Here is a 19,680-nt window from a genome sequence, read left to right as displayed (position 1 = left end):
AAATACAGATGCTTACCTTATTTTTATTTTACTCAATAGCTGTATACTCTTCTTCTTCGGCATATATTTTTTAATCAAAAGAAAAAACTTTCCTATAGGGTACAAACAAATCACCATTAGGGTATTCTCTGTTTTTATTTTAAATATTCTTTTTTTTAACCTATCCCATCATTCTAGTTTTAATAGATGGATTATAAAACAATTTAATGAAGATAACCTTTCTATTCTAGCCAATATCGAGATGTGGGATTCTGCAGCAAAATACGATATTCACTTTGAAAATAAAGATTATGATTTGGCCATAGAAGAAGCCAAAATAACCATTCAAAAAGGAAAAAAATGGATATATCACAGCATTAATCCACTTAAATCCATATCAAAGGCTTATACAAATTTATATGATGCTTATCAATATAAAGGCTATTTAAAATACAATAATCAAGAATATAAAGAAGCTTTAATTTATTTTAAAAAAGCTGATAGTACTGTATCTCTTAAAGATTATAAACCGATTAGAGGAAAAAAAAACCATCTATACAGAATTCACTGGAATTTGTTAGATACTTATGATAAACTGGATAGTATTTCTAAATTTCAAGTACATTTAGATTCTCTCTTTTTACATCATCTCAAACCAATTGATACCACTCATACTGACTTATATAGTTTATTACAAACAGGTGCTAGTTTTTATTTTAGACAACAATACTATGCTGATGCTATCGAATTAGGTAAAGCTAACCTTATCTTTTTAGAAAGAGATACTATCAACTCAAAAGATACTATCAATCATCGTTTAAGATACGCCAATACTTATGCTAATTTGTTAAGCAATTACTATCAATTTGACAGTCTACCACAAACTGAAGATATTTTATCAAAATTTGAGAAAATTGCTACTCCAGAACATTGTATATTTTTTCTTCAAAAAACACAATATCTTTTAAAGACCTCTTCTCATGAAGCTATATCTTATGCAAAAAAAGCATGTGATTGCTATGGAAAATTACCTCAAGAAAGCTCTAACTATGCCTATTCACAAATATTATTAGCCGATGCATATTTAAGCTTTTCAAAACTTAAAGAAGTAAAAAAAACGATAGACCACATAAATCATTCAATCTCTATCTTAGATCTTAAAAATAATATTAATTTAATATCAAGATTCTATAAACTTCGTTTTGATTATTATTTTACTATTCAAGATTATACCAAAGCTAAGCAAAATATACAACTCATTTTTGATCTTAAATCTGATTTCTTCAACAATACCTATCTCAAACTTCAACTAGCTTTAATTAATACTGAAACTGAAACCGCTTTTGACCTTAATTTACTAAACAAGAATCTTGTAGAGGGTTTCAACAACTATAACTCCTTATTAACAGATACATACATATATAATGATTGGGCATCTATCAATGTACAGTATCCTCAACATAGAAGATTTGCAGATTCCTTATTTAAACAAACACTAGAGGTTCATAAAAAAGCTAATGTAACGACTACACATTCTCTAAGTATAGCATATAATGGATTAGGTGTCGTTAATTTTTATGATAAAAAGTATACTATAGCAGATAGTTTGTTTACAAAGTCTTTGTCTATTATAGAAGAAGAAAAACATATATCTAAAGCTGTTCCTATCTACAATTTAGCACTATCATCATTTCAACAGAAAAAATATACAACGTTTGAATCTTATATTGATCGTTACGAATCTATACTAGAAAAATATTTCCCTTCTCATACTAACATGTATTATGCTCAATTATATAAGTTGAGAGGAGATTTATTAAAATATAACTTAAAAGATATCAAAACAGCTAATACGTATTATAAAAAGGCTTTAGATATTGCTCAAAAGTACTTTAGTGACCATCATTCTTTTATAATTGAACTAAAGACGCTTTTAAAACTATCATAAAAAAAACCGGATTGTTGATACAATCCGGTTACTATTTTGTTCATCTATGCTTTTTAATTGTTTAAAGTCCAGTCGTATTCTTTAAAATTATCTTTAGCAATTTTACTTACTTGAACTTCAGAATAACGATTGATAAAATCTTCTATACTTCCTTTTCCTTCAAAGTCTTTTTTATACCAATCAAAAATTCTAGATACTTTTAATTCTGTTCCAGAAATCACATTAAATCTAGGATCATTGATAAATGCTCTTGTGCGTTCATCTAGTGCTTTATTAATATTTTCGGCAGTATAAGCTCTATTCCATAAATCTGGACATGATTTTGCAGCACAATTGATAATGAAATGTATTCTAGGGTCATTCATTTCTCTCAAGATCTTATGCTCTATATCGTCAAGACTATACTTTTTATCTCCTATTTTAAAGAAACGGTGATTCCACGGATCTTGTAGGTCTTTAATCGTATCAATAGGGTAATTATCAATTACCATCTTTATAGCAATTGCATTGTATAAATTTACCCAATATGCCAGTTTTTCCTCATCACTCCAGTTTTCTTCTGGAGGATTTTCTGACATCATCGAAAAGTATTTATACAACAATGGACTGTCTTGTATGACGCCTTTGTAGTTTACTTTTCCATCTTTGGAGACATTGAGAATTAATACTTGATCCCACGACATGTGATCAACTTTACTTTGAGCTTTTATACCGCTAAACGTTCCCCCACTCATCAGTATAATCAGCATTAGCCTAAGTACTTTCATTTTTGATTCGTTAATAATTAAAAGTTAGTTAATAGCCTAAAATGATCTTTTCGTAACTATATACCCCACCCTGCTCGATTATTATCGAGAATTTTTATACCTAGGAAGTTAATTTCTTAAATAGTAATTTAGGTGTTTCCCCTTACCATAATCACTTGTAGAAATATATTTTTGTTATAATTACGAATTTCTCATTTTTAATCATTCATAATAAACACATCATAATATACTTCCCAAACATACTATATTTTATTATTCAAAAACAACACTTTAACATATTTTATGTAGGTTTTTTCTTTCTTGTTTTTATTTTTATATAACTTATTTCATTTTACGTTATTCCCATAAACATCTCAAAACGTACTAGTAGCTTACAGTTTGTTCTGTTTTTATATTTCATTTAGCACTTTTATCAAACTCTAGACACATTTCAACTTAAACTGTTAAAAATCATATTTTAAGAAAACATTAACATTTCCAATCATCTTAATCCTTTCTACTTAACTATACAACAGTTAATCCCCCTTTTTTTATTGGGGGACAAAAACCCTAACTTATAACAACAAACACCTTAAAAAGAAAAACAAAACCATTAAAAAGCAAGCACTTACATTAAAAACTTAAAAAACTCACTTTTCAATCCTAATGCTTCATTGTATTTTTGAGTAGACTTTTAAAATCCAAAACGATGAGTATTATTTGTAAATTATTACATAAATTTTGTAAACCAAAACCCGATTATTATAAAAAACCTAAAAACATCATTAAGGTTGATCAAGCAGTTGAGATGTATCATAATTATACTAATAGAGCCGAACTTATACATAAATATTATGACGGAATAGGTGATAACGACAAAGAATCTCAGCCTACTCGCTCTCTTTTTTATGATCTAGATGATCTATATAATTATTTAGGATATATCAAACAACTTTCAAAAAAAGCCAAGGTTGAACCTAGTGGTATTCGTATCTACTTTGCAGAATATAGTGAAGGTTATGTCCGTAATGATTCAAAAGAATATTCAAAGAGACAAACTATATTTATTACACCTACAGTAGAAGAAAAAGGAGTACATTTAGGATATACTTTAGATGAAAATCTAAATATCAATCTTTTAAGAGACGTACTTGAGCAAACCAATAGTAAAGAACGTGTCTTTTTTGCAAAAAATCAACGTCAAAATGATTCAGACAATTCAGATCAAAATAGTTTAATCGCAAATGAGTTCACTGGGTCTCCGCCAAAAGGGAATCACTAAGTATTATGAATTTAAGTAATGATTTTTTAACTTTCTGTATAAAAATAGGTGTTGGTTTTGAAGTATTGACAGCCATCGCAGGTACTTTTTATTATCATAAATATAAAGATGTACCTGTGTTAAAGTATTATGTCTATATCCTGTGGTATATTGTAGCTAATGAATTTATTGGTCTTTATCTTAGGTTAACTTCTGATATGAATACGGCTATACTCAACAATATCTACAATCTTATCAATTTTACTTACATCTATTTTTTATATAAAAATCATCTAAAAAATAATACTAATAAAAAAATAGCTCTTGCATGTTGTTTACTCTATTGGGGTTCTTTGATCATCAATGGTTTTTTTGAAAATTATTTACTGGCTTTTCAAAGAATCCCCTATATCATAGCCGCAGTAGGAGTTGTCACTACTATTCTACTCTATTTTCAAGAGGTTTTAAACTCTGAAAAAGTACTGCATGTTAAAAAAAACCTACTCTTTTGGATCAGTGTAGGTTTGCTTATTTATTATGTAGGAAATATTCCTTTTAGAATTCTTCGTAATTATTACGAGTATTTAACTGATGCAACTATATTAATTTTAGTAAATTTAATACTGGGTATTACAATGTATACTTGTTTTATTATTGGTTTTATATGCAGCGACAAGAGATAGCTTTATTAATAGCAAGTATTGTACTTGTGATCATCATTATTATGGTCATTTCTCTTTTTGTGATCTTTCAAAAAAGAAAAAATGAGTTGTTATATAAACAACGTGAAGCCAAAAAAAAATATGAACAAGAAATTGCCGAAACTCAAATAGAAATTAGAGAAGAAACGCTACGTAATATTAGTTGGGAACTCCATGACAACATTGGCCAACTATTAACTTTAGCAAAAATTCAAGCCAATATAGCACAAGATGATCCTAGTAAGTTGCCCGATGCTATAGATACCTTAAGCAAAAGCCTTACAGAATTAAGAGCTTTGTCAAAACTTATCAATCCAGATGCTATAAAAAACTTAAGTCTAATAGAAGCTATTCAATTAGAAGTTGAACGTTTTAACCGCTTACAATTTATAGAAGCTAGTCTATCTACAACAGATGATCTCTATGATATAGATAAAAAAGTAGAGATTATCATTTTTAGAATCTTGCAAGAATTTTTCAGCAATACTATAAAACATTCTAAAGCTTCTCAACTCCATGTTTCTCTAGATTATCAAGAGGATAAATTAGTCATACATGCTCGTGATAACGGAATAGGTTTTACCATTGGTGAGCATCATTTACATTCTGGTATAGGTCTTACTAACATGAAAAGCAGAGCCAAATTAATTAATGCCGAAGTTGATTTATTTTCTAAAGAAGATTATGGTACTACAATTACTTTAACCTATTTTTATATAAAAGAAAAAGAACCTCTTCCCTCATAAGTTCAAAATGCTTTATCTTAATAAAGATTATATCAAAACTCCTCTTAAAAACTCAAAACTGTGAAATATTCTGTTGTTATTGTCGAAGATCATGTTTTATTATCTCAAGCTATAGGTGGGCTTGTAGCTGGTTTTGCCAAATTTAAAGTGCTTTATCTATGTAAAAACGGACAAGAATTATTAACCAAATTCAAAAATCCAAAAAACATTCCAGATATTGTTCTTATGGATATCAATATGCCTATCATGAACGGTATTGAAACTACACTTTATCTTAAAGAACATTACCCTCAAGTTAATGTATTGGCACTCTCTGTAGAAGAAGACGACAAAACCATACTCAAGATGTTAAAAGCAGGAGCAAAAGGTTATTTATTAAAAGATACAGAAAAAAGTATACTCGAAAATGCACTTATCGAAGTACAAGAAACTGGATTTTATCATACAAAAGATGTTACCAATTTATTATTGGGTTCTTTAAATGCTTCTCACAAATCATCTGTTCATCTCAAAGAGCGTGAAATTGAATTTATAAAACATGCTTGTACAGAAAAAACATATAAAGAAATTGCTAGCGAAATGTGCCTAAGCCCAAAAACTATTGAAGGCTATAGAGATGTCCTTTTTGAAAAGCTTAATATAAGGAATCGGACAGGTTTAGTTGTTTATGCCATAAAAAATAAAATTTTTATTCCTTGACAAAAAAACATAAACAACTACAAAACAACATTATACAAAAAAGTCTATTTTTATTTTTTAATTTTATTGTCAGGTTAAAATAATTTTGGTGCATTTATTGTTATACTAGTACTGCTCTTATACTATTTAAGCAAGCGTATTATACTAATCAAAACCAACCAAAACATTCATAGATGAACGGTTTTTACTTATTTTTGTGAATGTAAGGACTTATATATTCTATGTTAAAGCAACAATTAAACTTAAAGTTATCACAAAAGCTATCTCCCCAACAGATTCAATTGATGAAATTGATTCAATTGCCTACGCAAGCATTTGAACAACGACTCAAGCAAGAAATGGAAGAAAATCCAGCTTTGGATAGTGGTAAAGAAAGTGTTAATGACTTAGAAGACACTTTTAGCAATGATGGTGCAGAAGATGATTATGGTACAGAGGTTATCGAAACCGAAATCAATGTTGATGAATATTTAAGTGATGACGAAATCCCAAGTTATAGATTAAACTCAAATAATTATAGTGTAGATGATGAAGAGAAAAGTGTACCTTATGCTTCAGGAACTTCATTTAATCAATATTTAAAATCTCAGCTTAACACCTATCGTCTTGATGATACTGAATTTGAAATTGCTACTTTTCTTGTAGGTAGTGTAGACGAAAGTGGTTATATACGCAGATCTCTTCCTGACATTATGGACGATTTGGCATTTACTCAAAACATCTATACTGAGGAAAATAAAATTGAAGAGATACTTAAAATTGTTCAGCAATTAGATCCTGCAGGTGTGGGAGCTCGCAATTTACAAGAGTGCTTATTAATACAGCTTAAGCGAAAAGAATTAACCATTCCTATAAAGTTAGCTATTGGAATTTTAGAAAACGCTTTTGATCATTTTACTAAAAAACATTATGATAAGTTATTAAGTAAGTTTGACATTACCGAAGAGGAACTAAAAGAAGCTATTTCAGAAATTGAACACCTCAATCCTAAACCTGGTGGAGCGTATGCTGGTAGTAATCGCATTATAGAACACGTAGTTCCTGATTTTTCTATCAAAATTATTGATAGCGAATTAGAACTTACACTTAATGGCCGTAATGCTCCAGAACTACACGTCTCTAGAGAGTACAACAATATGTTGCAAGGATATAAAGAGAGTAAAGAAAAATCAAAATCTCAAAAAGATGCCGTTTTATTTATCAAGCAAAAACTTGATGCTGCAAAATGGTTTATAGAGGCTGTTAAACAACGACAACAAACCTTATTTCTCACGATGAGTGCTATCATGCACTACCAAAAAGAATATTTTTTAAGTGGTGATGAACGTAATTTAAAGCCTATGATTCTTAAAGATATCGCAGATGAAATAGGTATGGATGTAAGTACGGTATCTCGTGTTGCTAATAGTAAATACGTAGATACACCTTATGGTACTAAACTGATAAAGAATTTCTTTTCTGAGTCTATGACTAATGATCAAGGTGAAGAAGTTTCTACTAGAGAAATTAAAAAGATCCTAGAGATTACCATAAGTGAAGAAGATAAAAGAAAACCATTAACCGACGAAAAGTTAGCTGCTATATTAAAAGAAAAAGGGTATCCTATCGCTCGTAGAACTGTAGCAAAATACAGAGAACAATTGGATATACCAGTAGCTCGTTTGAGAAAGAAAATATAATGAACATTGTATTAAAGAGCTTTTCCTATATTTTTCACCCCATCTTAATGCCTATAGTTGGGGTTATTATGTATTTTATGATTTCGCCTAGGTTTACACCAGAAACCATTATACAAACAAAAATATTAGGACTGTTTATCATTACTGTGATCATTCCTATTATTCTTTATTTTTTACTTAAAAATTTGGGATTTGTATCTTCTATTCATCTTAAAACACCTAATGAACGTAAGATTCCTTTGTTATTACAAAGCTTATTATTACTTTTTGTAACAAAACTAGTAGTCAATCTATATGATTATCCAGAATTGTATTATTTCTTCTTAGGAGCTTTAATTTCATCTTTAAGCGCTGTGTTTATCACGCTATTTAATATCAAGCCTAGTTTGCATATGCTAGGTACAGGTGCTATTACAATGTTTACTATTGCTTTGAGTATTCATTTCAATATTAACCTTACACTATTAATTGCTTTTCAGATGGTAGCAAACGGAATGGTAGCTACGTCTAGATTACACGACAAAGCCCATACAAATTTAGAATTAATCTTAGGGTTATTATTAGGTATCATACCACAACTCACCTTACTTAATTTCTGGTTATAGGATATAAAACATTAATCCTATTTTACAAGTGTTTAAACCTACTGTTTCACCATCTATCATGGCGTCATTATTAAAGAGCGGATTTAAACTATAGTAAAAATGAAAGTTAAAGGTATTCCATCCAAAAGTAAAGGTAGTACCAAATCTAAAGCGATTTAACTCGTCTATCTTAGTTTGTCTAACGGTATTATTAGGTTGTTCAAAATTGGATTTAAACGCAAATAAATATCCAAATCTAAATCCGGTATATATTCTATAAAACTTATGACTTGATGATCTTGATGTTCTCCATCTAAATTCTAGTGGAGCTTCTACAAGATGTGTAGTAAATCTATTGGTACTAAATTCTACATCTTTTAAACTCGAAAAAATACTTTGCTCATTCCCTTCTTCTTCTCCTATAAAAAGGTTTTGCCCATAGGTATTTCCAGAATATCCTACACCTAAACCTATTGCCATATTTCTCTTTTTATTGATAGGCATGTCTCTAGTATATCCTAGATGCATTCCTCCAGAAAAACCAGATTGAGATACATCTGTAGGCATATTAAATAAGAGATTAAATGTAAACCCTGCATAAAATTGATCTTCGCGATATAATGAATCTAAAGTCTGATGAGGTTTAACTTCCTTTTCTTGACTCCAAGAAATTAGCGGTAATATTAAAAAGTAAATAGCAATGAGTATTCGCACCTTATAAGCTTTATCAATAATTATAGGTTAAAACTACAAAAAATCCTGCGTTAAACAGGATTCTTTATAGAGAACTCTCCTTTGTATAAGATTATTATCATAAAGCGTTTATTGAAAGTTTTGTTCTACTTCTCCAGTACGAGTCGTGTAATTAATTTTTAAAGCATTGACTTCTCTTAATTCTTTTTTGATATCACCTACTAATCCCATATTGGTCTTTCCATCAACTTTTAATGCTGTAATCAAAAATGGATGTAATTCTTCTGGTTTGTTTGCTCTTTCTTCCAAAACAAAAGCTTTAACTTCGTCTACATTGGCAAATTTATCATTGAGCTGTATTCTTGCTTCATTACCATATTGCTTATATCTCGTACTTGGTTTTCCAGCATAGATATACATTACTCTATTTTTTTATCTAGTTTTTCGACTTGATTTGCAATAGGCAGTTCATTAGCAATCATCAAGGTATTTTTGCGCATTACTGTAGCAACCATAAAAAAGAATAATAACATAAATACGATATCGGGTAGTGAGGCTGTAGAAATTGCAGGTAACTCTTTGGTTTTTCTATTTTTAAATTTTGACATAACTATGTTGTTTTGATTATTGAATTATTTACGTGTCTCGGCTTCAGATAATTTCTCTGGAAACAATGCTTTAATCTTTTTAATATGTTCTTTAAGTTTGATCTTATCATCCATATCATTAACATCTTTTAGCTTTCTTTCCATTTCTTCAAAAGTCAGCTTATATAATCTCATCGCTTCTCGATTGCGTAATGTAGTATACGCAGCCATTAATTCATTTTGCACAGCGATATACATCTCATAAGAAGTTTCTCTATCATTACGCAGGGAAATAATGGCCTTTTGAGGATTGTCTGAAGATTGTATCAAACCTTCACCTTGGCAATAGGCACAGGTTTCTTCACCTTGCCCTCCTCCGTTATCAAGAAAAGCTACTGCAGCTGCCTTAAGATCTTCAAACAGCATAGGTTGTTCTTCTACTAGTAACTCATCATTTTTATTTATATCTACTACAAAAATGTTTTTGTCTTTAATAGTGATATTAGGAGTTTCGTCAAGAAGTGGAGGTAGCTTTCTACTAATACCACTATCAGCTTCGAGGGTTGTTGTTACCAAAAAAAAGATGAGTAATAAAAATGCAATATCAGCCATTGATCCTGCATTAATTTCGGGTGCTTTGTTTGTTCGCATAACATAAAGTTTTTATTAAACATGTATTAAAAAAGTAGTTTATACTTTCCTTTCGCTAATACAAAGCACATACCATAGCTGCTATTTTTGAATCAGTTATAGTCTATATTCCGGAATTACGGGTATATTTTTAGGATTTATAAGTTGAATCATCAATTATATAATAGTACTCTTGATGATAGCAATTGTATTATAAAAAAAGATGAATCTATATTCATCTAGCAATTGATCTCTTTAATCTGAATACTATTGATCATTCCTTTTCTATATTAGAATAAAATCGTGTTACACTTTTTTAATCAAATGCCACAATTTATTAAATCACAAATTATGTTGATTCATCTAAAATTGATACTAAAAACCAACAACCTCTTATTTTCATAAAAGAATATGTTTCTCTTATTCCATTATCAATTCCTATTCTTTTATATAAAAACAAGTCAGATTTTTTTTCTTTAACTACAGAAAACCTATCATATTCCTTATTTTTTGCTTCTAGGTCATCTTTGAAATTTATATAATCAAACTCTGAAGGTTTTCTTATAATTTCAATAGTAGTCTCTTCACTCGTTACATCTTCATAAAAAGAATAGTCTATAGGATAGTTAACTCTGTCTTTTTGAAAAAGACTATCTCTAGAAAATTTCTCAAAAAACATTTCAAAGTCTTGATTACAATCTTTTTGATTGGGTTGCTTAAATACTATCTGTTTCTGCTTTTCCTCATTTTTAATTTCTTCTTTCTTATTGGCACACCCTAATAAGCAAAAAAGGATAATATTTGAAAACATTATTTTCGAAACTTGTATCATATTTTAGAATTAATCATTAGATAACTTTTTTCTATAAACTCAAACGAGTAATTTTTAATTTCTTTTGGTTTCCTATTAATTTCGAATCACTTATTGTTAAACTAAATAATATTCCACTGAATATATGTTTATTAATATCTCTTTCTTTATTTTTTGTTCTATAGGTTATATCATATATGTAACCATTATACTCTAAATAAACCATGTAGTAGGAATCTTCATTTGTATCAAATCTCAAATAATATTTTTCATTATTCTCATATTCTATTTTAAAGAAAAGTTTATTTGTGATTTTTATAGTATTACCATCTAACAGCTTATGAATGGCTTGATCAAAGAAATTTTTTAAATTTATATTATCTTCTTTAATTCTATTAATTAAAAAGAAATCATCATCTTTTTTCTCAGGTAAAGCATAAAAGTAGTATTTCGAATCTTCTTTTATTAACCATGATTTAGGAATATTAATTTTCAACTCTTGTTTTTCATATAACCCCCAATGGATAATAGAGTGATTATTATCGTTAAAATAATTCCACTTATCGTTTTTATACCCATTAATATATTTACCTTCTATTCTATAATCTTTAGTTTCTTTAGCATTCAACTCAGGTAAATTTATATCATTAAGAGAGGTGTATTCATTAGAATTACATGAAACCAATAAAAAAATAATTATATATAAATCTATTCTTTTCATAGTATGATTTAATACTTTTTAATTTGATATTATATCACGGTAAATCATCTTCATTTAACAGAAGATTCAATTTAATACTAGAAGCATATGATAACTTAAATCAAACTTTTCTTTGATTAACTAATTTAACATCACGTATATTATTTTATACATATAACCAACAAATAATAGAATTCCCAATACATTAAAAGCAAAATATTTATTTCTAAAGACTTTTTTTCTATATAGATAACTTATACCATAAATTGATAGTCCAAATGATATTATCAATAAAGGATGAAATACAAAAAAGTTTAAATTACTTAATACCTTTCTATATAAATTACTTTCCAATACCATCGGAAGCAGATATATACTTATTACTATTATTGATAGAAAAAAAGAAAGAATTGAACTATATCTAATTGTATTTTTTATCATTCATTTATAAAACTTTTTTTAATTGTTCTTTGAACTGTTATAAGTCTATTTAAAAACAGTTCCCTAGTTCTAAATAACTCCCTTCCTTTATTACATATTCATACTTCGTCAAAGCTATAAACCATCAAAGCATTTCTCTTCGAATAGCGCATTTTACTTTTAAACACATCTTCTTTTCTTTATAATTATTGCTTATTAATTATATCCACTCCAAAATAAAATCTAAAAGCAGATATGCTAACAATACTAAAAACATTATTTGCTTTCTTTTTATTTTCAATTGAAAATGAATAATAATTCTATCTGCAAAAAAATATGTTATTGTTAATAGTATTAATATTGTTAAAATCTTAGTTATCATAATTTTATTTGGAGACCTCTTAAACTATGTCAAAAGCTTTTCTATTCTCTATATACTTTTCTTACTAATATAATTTTCAAAACATTTTGCACAAGCTTCTTTTTCAAATCTATTTAGAGTTTTACCTATCTCGAATAAACATTGTTATAAATGATATTTCATCCTCTAATGAGCTTATGCTTTCTATAGTAGCGTTAAATATTTTTAATGTAAATATATCATCCTTTCTATTTTTATTTAAAAATCAGAATCTATACTTAAATAAAAAACAGCTACAAACTCTACTCCTGTAACTGCTTCTTTTCTTATTCCGTATTCTTAGATGAGCAAAGTTTTTTATAGACCCCTCTTTAATTCTATATCTTTCTTACTCAATAACGCCACTAGTTACAAACTAGCGGTAGCGGGGGGTAAAAAACCTATAAAGTTTCTTTTTATGAATTTTGGAAGTACAGTCGTAGAACTTAGAAAAACTCAAAGCATATCTCAAACTGAGTTAGCTGCTCAACTTGGTATTCATAAAAATGTATTAGGTAGATACGAACGTAATGAAGTCTTTCCCTCTATTGAGATTGCTCGTAAAATAGCAGACATTCTTGATGTAAGCCTTGATTATCTTACAGGGAAAGTTGATGTGCAAATGGATAAAGATATTCGTAATCGTATCTTAGAAGTCTCTAAGTTTGATCAAGAAGATAAAGATCATATCTTCTCTGTTATTGATGCCTTTATCGCTAAACGTAAAATTCAATCTATTCTATAATAACAAAAAAAACAGCTACAAACTTTACATCTGTAACTGCTTTTTTCTTATTCTTCAATATATATAGTTTCCTCTTTAACTCTATATCTTTCTTACTCAATAACGCCACTAGTTACAAACTAGCGGTAGCAGGGGCTGAGTGGCTTGATTTTTTACTGTTTTAAATTACTATCCGTTTTCTCTTATTATCTTATCAAGATTCTGAACTAATCTTTCTTGATCTTGTAAATAAATCATAACTCTTTGTTGATTTGAGTTTTTTGACTTAAAAAAAGATATGGAGGTTTTGTTATAAGATATACTTTTCACAGTATATGGTATATGATTGCCTTCTGCATTATCTATTTTTATGCGATTCGAAGGTTTACTTAATCTGTTGTTATCTATACGATAAAAAGATTCATTGGTATCAAAAATAATCGTAGCAAAGTCATTATCTGAACTAAATTGAAAAACATTTTCAACTTTTAATAGTACTTTTTCTATATCATTTTCAACCCTATAAATATGAAAACTTTCATCTTTATAGTAATATGAAACAGCTTTATTAGGGGTTTCTAACTTATGAATGGTTTCAGGTCTATAGATTTTTTCTTGAACTATTGTATTAAGTAATTCAGAAGTTTTAGTATTAGTTTCTTTAATTATAGACTTTCCATCCCAATTATCTATTTTATTAACATTTTGAATAGAATACTCAAGAAGTCTGAGTATATCTTTGACTGAATATTCTGTATCTGTTAGCGTTAGAAATATATTGTTAGATTTACTTGGATCATTTTTTAGATCGTGAGTAATTGTAAAAGAATCTTTATTATTTTTCGCATAGTCATGTTTAAACCAAATTGTTATCGAGTCTTTGTAATCTAATTTTTTAGATAATCGTTCCGCATATTGACCAATGATCAAAGCTTTGTTTATTTCTTCATAATAAAAACTTGTTGTAAACAAAACCCTTACATTGCCGTAGTTTTCAGAAACAGTTACATTTTTATGGGCAAAACAATGCCCAAATGAAATTACTAATACTATAAATATTATTTTTCTCATTTTTTTTTATCACTAAAACAAAAATCATTCCCTAAAATCTATTGCTTAGGGAAATCATCTTTGTCTACATTATTTGGCAAAACTTCTGGCGTCACATTAGGACTTATATTATTTTTTCTAGTATTAGAATTTGTATCACTAGGGATTGTTTTTGATGCTCCATTAACTTTCTTAACGTCGCTCCTTCTATTATCGCCTGTTTTTCCTGTAGGGGTGTATTTTAATAACGTACCATTTGGAGTAACAGTATAATCGGCTTCAAAAGATGAGTTTGTACTTGCACTACTATCTGATTCATCTATATCATTATCAGAAGGAAAATTATCCCCATATTGAATAGCTTCATTTTCATCCATTCCAAAAGGTTCATTATTTCCATCAGAACCGTGAGTATGTCCGTCTCCAACCTGTACTGAGCCATCTGGTACAGCTTCGGAATCATTAGGATCTACAAAACCTTCTGTTCCCATTGTTGGAGTTGTATAAGAATATGTTGTCACACCATTAGTCGTAGTAGAATAAAAGCGAGTTCCTACTTCTCTACTTGCTCTAATAGAAATTCCGTTATACTGCTCTCCAAAGTTCTTTGCAGCACCATCTAACGTTTTATGTACAGAATGTGGCTCTAATCCTTCAAGTTCTCTCGCATCAATAACTCTATTACCACTAAACACGTAGGCCCCCCAATCCATATATTCTTCTGTTAAGGGGTCAATAGTCATAAATCTACCTATTGCTGGATCGTGATTTCTCCACTTAAATTGTATCCAGTTTAGACCAAGTTCATTTTGTTCTTCCTGTTCTTGGAAACCATATTGGTGATCCCTGCCTACAATAGTATTATTATATCCTTTTTGAACCATTCCAAAAGGATAATAATGTTTCTCTTCTTTGATTTCTGTATGTTGATCTATAGTACCATTATTATCAAGGTCTTGATACGATAATCTAATATTTCCTAGATGGTCTTTATATTGGTAAATATAATCAAAAGTTTCATCTCCTTTAGGTTCTATATACCCTTCTGGATGATTAAAGAACTCTAATGTTCCATTTTTATAAATATAATTGCCTGAATACTCGGTTATGGTACTGTTACTGCCTTCGGTTGCAATTTTCTTTTGCTTGATTCCTGTGGCATCGTATACATAAGTAATGTTTCCGTTATGCTTGGTATTAGCTATGCTTACTCCCGTAGGTAGATTTAAGTGGTTATAACTGATGTTGGTAATTCCCTTATTTCGATCTATGGTCATGTTTCCATTTTGATCATATGCATAATGATTACTATTACCATTATATATTGATGTAAATCCAAAGTATTTTGTATTTATCTCATCTACTTTTAATAGCTTATTACCATAGTCATAATGATAGGTAAGATTATCCATAGAATTAAAACTAGTCGCTGATTCATTAATCGCTCCCCTTCTAACTAGCTTTGTTATATTTCCATTTTTATCATATGCTACTGTACTTAAACAATAATTTCTTGAACTACTAAGTGCTCGTGTAATTCTATTTAAAGCATCATAGCTGTAGGTATAATGTCTTAAGGTGTTATCATTAGCTGTTTTCCAATGCGTCTCACTGATATTTCCGTTAAATAAGGCTGTTGCGCCTTGCTCTGGGGTATCATAGTTAAGCCTAAACCCAAACAGGTCTGTTCCTAAATTCTGAGTGTCATTGATCTGTTTTAACCATCCGCGTACGTTATAGCTATAGTCTACACTTTGTAAGGCTGCTGTTGCGGTTGTTTTTCCTCCTACATCTTTTCTAATCAGCTGCCCTAATTCATCATAGTGATTGTTTAGGATACGTTCTGTAGGTAGCTCATTGATCTGTTGTTCTTGTGTCAATAAGCGTCCCATATGGTCATAGGTAAACACATCTGTTGTACATAGGATTTTTCCGTCCTTGATATGCTTGGTAAAGGTCTTTAATGGTTTTCCTACAAAGTCTAACTGTGTTAGTGTCCATGTATCTGTGCCTAGGTATTCATTTTTTACGAGGTTATCCCATAAGCGTCCTTTTTCGTCATAATAATTGGTAGTCGTAATCCATTTATCGGTATCGAGTACACGTACTTGTCCTACTGTTAGTAATCCTTTTACGGCTGTTGTCGCTGTCATTCCTTCCCAAGTAAGGTCGGTTGTTTCTGGATCTAATGGTGGAATGCTTCCTAATGCATAATCATCGTAATAGTTAATCGTCAGTAGTGTCATTCCTGTGGTTGGGAATGCATTCTGGGTATAGTAAAAACTAAATCCATCTACTTGTTGTACAGTTGTACGTGCTTCCCATAGGGTAGTGCTTTGGTTCACTACTGTTTGTAAGGCTGCTCTATCACGACTATCATTGATCTTTCCTGTATACACTACACGTCCTAAAGCATCGTATTTGGTAAATAACCAAACGCCTTGTGCTTTTAGATTCGCATCTTGGGTTAATACGGGTTGGTCTAGTTTGTTATAGACAATAGTTTCCCATCCTTTTCCTGGTATTTTCTTTTCGATCAATCGGTTTCTATAATCGTATTTGTATTGATAGCAGAGTTCGCTAAGCTCACTCTGATTTACATCATCTGCTGTTGTTACCTTAGGTGGTACTACATAGCTTAATAATCCATAATCATCATAGACGTAATAGGTATCATGGGCTATTTGATTGTTATAGGTTCGTTTTAAAACTACCTGTCCTATACTATTGGTATATTCTTCGGTGGTATGGTCTTTTCCTCTTAGAGCTTCCCAGTTTTCATCTTTGGTAATTGTTTTACGTAGTGTTCCTGCTTCGTATACCTCTTGTTGTACTAATCTTGGTTGTTGATCAGCATTGTATACTACACTAAAGTTTACAATGGCATCTGCTGCGTTATTGGTTTCCCATGCTGATTTAATGGTACGATCTGTATTTATAGGATCTTCACTTGCTTTCCATGTTTTTCCTGGTGCGGCTTGTTTAAGTACTCGGTTTAAGGGTGAAGGTTCAAAGATACTTTCGCTATAAGCATTCACCTCACTCACTGCCATCCCTGTAAAATCTGCTGGGTATTTGTTTTGGTAATAGTGCTGGATATCCTGCTCAATACTTACCGTAGCATAACTACCATTAGGTGTTTGCGACTCAAAAGGCAGGTATTGCTTGGCTTGTCTTCCAAAGGCATCATATGCAATATGAGTCACTACGTCTTTTTTCTCAGGACTTGCCTTGATTGCTGTTTGTTGTTTGGCTCTTCCTAATCCATCAAAGTAAGCTACTGTTTCTATAAGTTCACTATTGGTAGCATTATTTACGGTCTCGTTAATCGGCTCTTGTCTTGCGCTTTGATAGGTTCTATTATAGATATAGTTTTCATTACTCAAACTAGGAAATACATATTGATCTGGAATACATCCTTGTAGACTTCCTGCTACATTAGGGCACTGATCTGTAGCATTGGCTACATATCCTGTAGGTTGCTCACAGGCTTGTATACTAGTGTTAGCATCTCCAAATCCATCTGCATCTATATCGGCATACCATGTAGTGGAATGGTTTAGGGTATAATTAATAGCTTTTGCTGCACTCCAGCATCCTGAACTGTTATTTCTAGCTCTTAAGTAATACGCACTTCCACTAGTTCGGGTAATTGTAGTATTAGTACTAGCTGTACTGATTCCATTTGCAGTGCTTTGCCAATAATATGTCACTCCACTTGGTGGTGCGGTTCTAGTGAGTAGTGTTTGATCGCATTGTACATCGACTATAATTCCAGAGGGTATTGCTGGTATAGATTTTACATTATAACTTACTATTCTCGCTGCACTCCAACAGCCTGAACTGTTGTTTCTCGCTCTTAGGTAATACGTACTTCCACTAGTTCGGGTAATTGTAGTATTCGTACTAGCTGTGCTTGTCCCACTGGCGCTATTTTGCCAATAATAAGTTACTCCACTTGGTGGATTACTTCTTGTTAGTACACTTTGTCCACATTGATTGTTTACACTTGCTGTTGGTGGGGTACTGGGTACGGTATGTATACTATAATTGATAGTTCGTGTCGTACTCCAGCATCCTGAACTGTTATTTCTAGCTCTTAGGTAATAAGTAGTCCCACTTGTCCTAGTTATACTATTGGTGCTATTAGCACTGCTTGTTCCTGTTGCTGAGGATTGCCAGTAATACGTTATTCCACTTGGCGGATTACTACGTGTGAGTACACTTTGTCCACATTGGTTATTTACACTTACTGTTGGTGGGGTACTGGGTACGGTATGTATACTATAATTGATAGTTCGTGCCGTACTCCAGCATCCTGAACTGTTATTTCTTGCTCTTAGGTAGTATCTTGTCCCACTGGTTCTAGTAACACTTGTTGCACTACTAGATCTGCTTGTTCCACTAGCGCTAGTCTGCCAGTAATAGGTAATCCCACTAGGAAATGATGCTCTGGTAAGCACTGTATTGCCACAGTTTTTTGTTACTGTAGGGACTGGTGGTGTGGACGGAATTGTCTTTATTCCATATACCACCGCTCTAGCGGTACTCCAACAGCCTGTGTTGTTATGTCTCGCTCTTAAATAATAGACATTTCCACTGGTTCTTGTTATACTTGTTGCACTATTAGCTGTACTTGTACCTGTGGCTGAGCTTTGCCAGTAATACTTAGTACCTACAGGGGAACTGCTTCTAGTTAATACCGCATTTCCACAATTCTCTACTACTGTTACTGCTGAGGGTATGGTAGGGGTATTTTCGTCTACTTGATTATCACAATCATTATCCACTCCATCACAAGGTTCTGCTGCTCCTGGGTGAATATTAGCATTACTATCGTTACAATCGCCTCCTTGAGGGCTATATCCTGATGGTCGGCTACATCTAGTAAGGGTATCGCTATTCTTACCATAGCCATCTCCATCTGCATCTCGATAATATTTTCGGCTTATCGTTATACTCGCATTGCTATCGTTACAATCTAAACTATTGGAGACATACCCTGAGGGTTGGGTACAAAAAGTACGGCTATCATTAGCATTTCCATAGCCATCTCCATCGGCATCTCTATACCAGGTTTTAACTCCTGTGATATTAGGGTTACTATCATTACAATCCCCTCCTGTAGCTACATATCCACTGGGACGACTTACTGCACATTGAACATTGGCAGAGTTTCCTATACCATCTCCATCGGCATCTCTATACCATGCTGTTGCTCCTGGGTTTTCCCTACAGGGATTTAAGCCTATAGGGCCTTGTGCCATACTCCATAAAGGCAGTAATAGCAAAAGGTATATGATTATATTTTTTTTCATCTAT

Annotated in this window: 15 protein-coding genes and 1 pseudogene; 8 read left to right on the top strand and 8 right to left on the bottom strand. The window is 31.0% G+C overall.

From position 1 onward, the window contains the following. The first annotated feature begins 241 nt into the window (after positions 1-241). Positions 242-1,927 (top strand): hypothetical protein, encoded by a 1,686-nt coding sequence (locus ACYEKI_RS11080; RefSeq protein ID WP_459211258.1) that lies wholly within the window; start codon positions 242-244, stop codon positions 1,925-1,927. A gap of 53 nt (positions 1,928-1,980) precedes the next feature. On the opposite strand, the gene ACYEKI_RS11075 is transcribed toward ACYEKI_RS11080, so the two are convergent. Then, a complete protein-coding gene (locus ACYEKI_RS11075; protein ID WP_459211257.1) occupies positions 1,981-2,694 on the bottom strand; it encodes a DUF547 domain-containing protein in 714 nt (237 codons plus the stop codon). A 688-nt stretch (positions 2,695-3,382) separates the two neighbouring features. On the opposite strand from ACYEKI_RS11075, the gene ACYEKI_RS11070 reads away from it, so the two are divergent. The 6 genes from ACYEKI_RS11070 to ACYEKI_RS11045 all read left to right on the top strand — a co-directional run bounded on the left by ACYEKI_RS11070 (position 3,383) and on the right by ACYEKI_RS11045 (position 8,364). Then, complete coding sequence (locus ACYEKI_RS11070; protein WP_459211256.1) at positions 3,383-3,955, top strand: hypothetical protein; 573 nt, start codon at positions 3,383-3,385, stop codon at positions 3,953-3,955. Between the two features lie 5 nt (positions 3,956-3,960). After that, positions 3,961-4,617, top strand: coding sequence for a hypothetical protein (locus ACYEKI_RS11065; RefSeq protein ID WP_459211255.1), 657 nt, complete (start codon positions 3,961-3,963; stop codon positions 4,615-4,617). Next, positions 4,599-5,381 carry a sensor histidine kinase gene (locus ACYEKI_RS11060; protein ID WP_459211254.1) on the top strand — a complete coding sequence of 261 codons (783 nt, stop codon included), beginning with the start codon at positions 4,599-4,601 and terminating at the stop codon, positions 5,379-5,381. Before ACYEKI_RS11065 ends, ACYEKI_RS11060 begins: the two co-directional genes overlap by 19 nt. A gap of 60 nt (positions 5,382-5,441) precedes the next feature. Then, positions 5,442-6,080: a response regulator gene (locus ACYEKI_RS11055; protein ID WP_459211253.1), complete on the top strand. Its 639-nt coding sequence runs from the start codon at positions 5,442-5,444 to the stop codon at positions 6,078-6,080. 221 nt (positions 6,081-6,301) lie between these two features. Then, positions 6,302-7,759, top strand: coding sequence for an RNA polymerase factor sigma-54 (gene rpoN, locus ACYEKI_RS11050; protein ID WP_459211252.1), 1,458 nt, complete (start codon positions 6,302-6,304; stop codon positions 7,757-7,759). 47 nt (positions 7,760-7,806) lie between these two features. Beyond that, a complete protein-coding gene (locus tag ACYEKI_RS11045; protein WP_459211251.1) occupies positions 7,807-8,364 on the top strand; it encodes a hypothetical protein in 558 nt (185 codons plus the stop codon). Here the strand turns inward: ACYEKI_RS11045 and ACYEKI_RS11040 are convergent. From ACYEKI_RS11040 to ACYEKI_RS11020, 5 genes and pseudogenes are all read right to left on the bottom strand, one after another. After that, positions 8,359-9,057 carry a porin family protein gene (locus ACYEKI_RS11040; RefSeq protein WP_459211250.1) on the bottom strand — a complete coding sequence of 233 codons (699 nt, stop codon included), beginning with the start codon at positions 9,055-9,057 and terminating at the stop codon, positions 8,359-8,361. The genes ACYEKI_RS11045 and ACYEKI_RS11040 overlap by 6 nt on opposite strands. A 108-nt stretch (positions 9,058-9,165) precedes the next feature. Beyond that, a pseudogene (locus tag ACYEKI_RS11035) lies at positions 9,166-9,644 on the bottom strand (ExbD/TolR family protein). 24 nt (positions 9,645-9,668) lie between these two features. Then, a complete protein-coding gene (locus ACYEKI_RS11030; protein WP_459211249.1) occupies positions 9,669-10,274 on the bottom strand; it encodes an ExbD/TolR family protein in 606 nt (201 codons plus the stop codon). Positions 10,275-10,602: 328 nt separating this feature from the next. Beyond that, complete coding sequence (locus tag ACYEKI_RS11025; protein WP_459211248.1) at positions 10,603-11,064, bottom strand: DUF4348 domain-containing protein; 462 nt, start codon at positions 11,062-11,064, stop codon at positions 10,603-10,605. Positions 11,065-11,116: 52 nt separating this feature from the next. Further along, a complete protein-coding gene (locus ACYEKI_RS11020; protein WP_459211247.1) occupies positions 11,117-11,785 on the bottom strand; it encodes a hypothetical protein in 669 nt (222 codons plus the stop codon). A 1,217-nt stretch (positions 11,786-13,002) separates the two neighbouring features. Between ACYEKI_RS11020 and ACYEKI_RS11015 the strand changes: the two genes are divergently transcribed. Further along, positions 13,003-13,329: a helix-turn-helix domain-containing protein gene (locus ACYEKI_RS11015; RefSeq protein ID WP_459211246.1), complete on the top strand. Its 327-nt coding sequence runs from the start codon at positions 13,003-13,005 to the stop codon at positions 13,327-13,329. Positions 13,330-13,497: 168 nt separating this feature from the next. On the opposite strand, the gene ACYEKI_RS11010 is transcribed toward ACYEKI_RS11015, so the two are convergent. Both ACYEKI_RS11010 and ACYEKI_RS11005 read right to left on the bottom strand, forming a co-directional pair. Further along, complete coding sequence (locus ACYEKI_RS11010) at positions 13,498-14,379, bottom strand: hypothetical protein (protein WP_459211245.1); 882 nt, start codon at positions 14,377-14,379, stop codon at positions 13,498-13,500. 38 nt (positions 14,380-14,417) lie between these two features. Then, the gene (locus tag ACYEKI_RS11005; protein WP_459211244.1) at positions 14,418-19,676 is read right to left on the bottom strand and encodes a DUF6443 domain-containing protein; all 5,259 of its coding nucleotides are present in this window, start codon (positions 19,674-19,676) and stop codon (positions 14,418-14,420) included. Positions 19,677-19,680: the final 4 nt, after the last annotated feature.

It is taken from the genome of Aquimarina rhabdastrellae, from assembly GCA_947387485.1.
Lineage (GTDB): Bacteria > Bacteroidota > Bacteroidia > Flavobacteriales > Flavobacteriaceae > Aquimarina.
The sequence above is the reverse complement of the archived record's forward strand: the minus strand, read 5'-3'. Positions and strand labels throughout refer to the sequence as shown.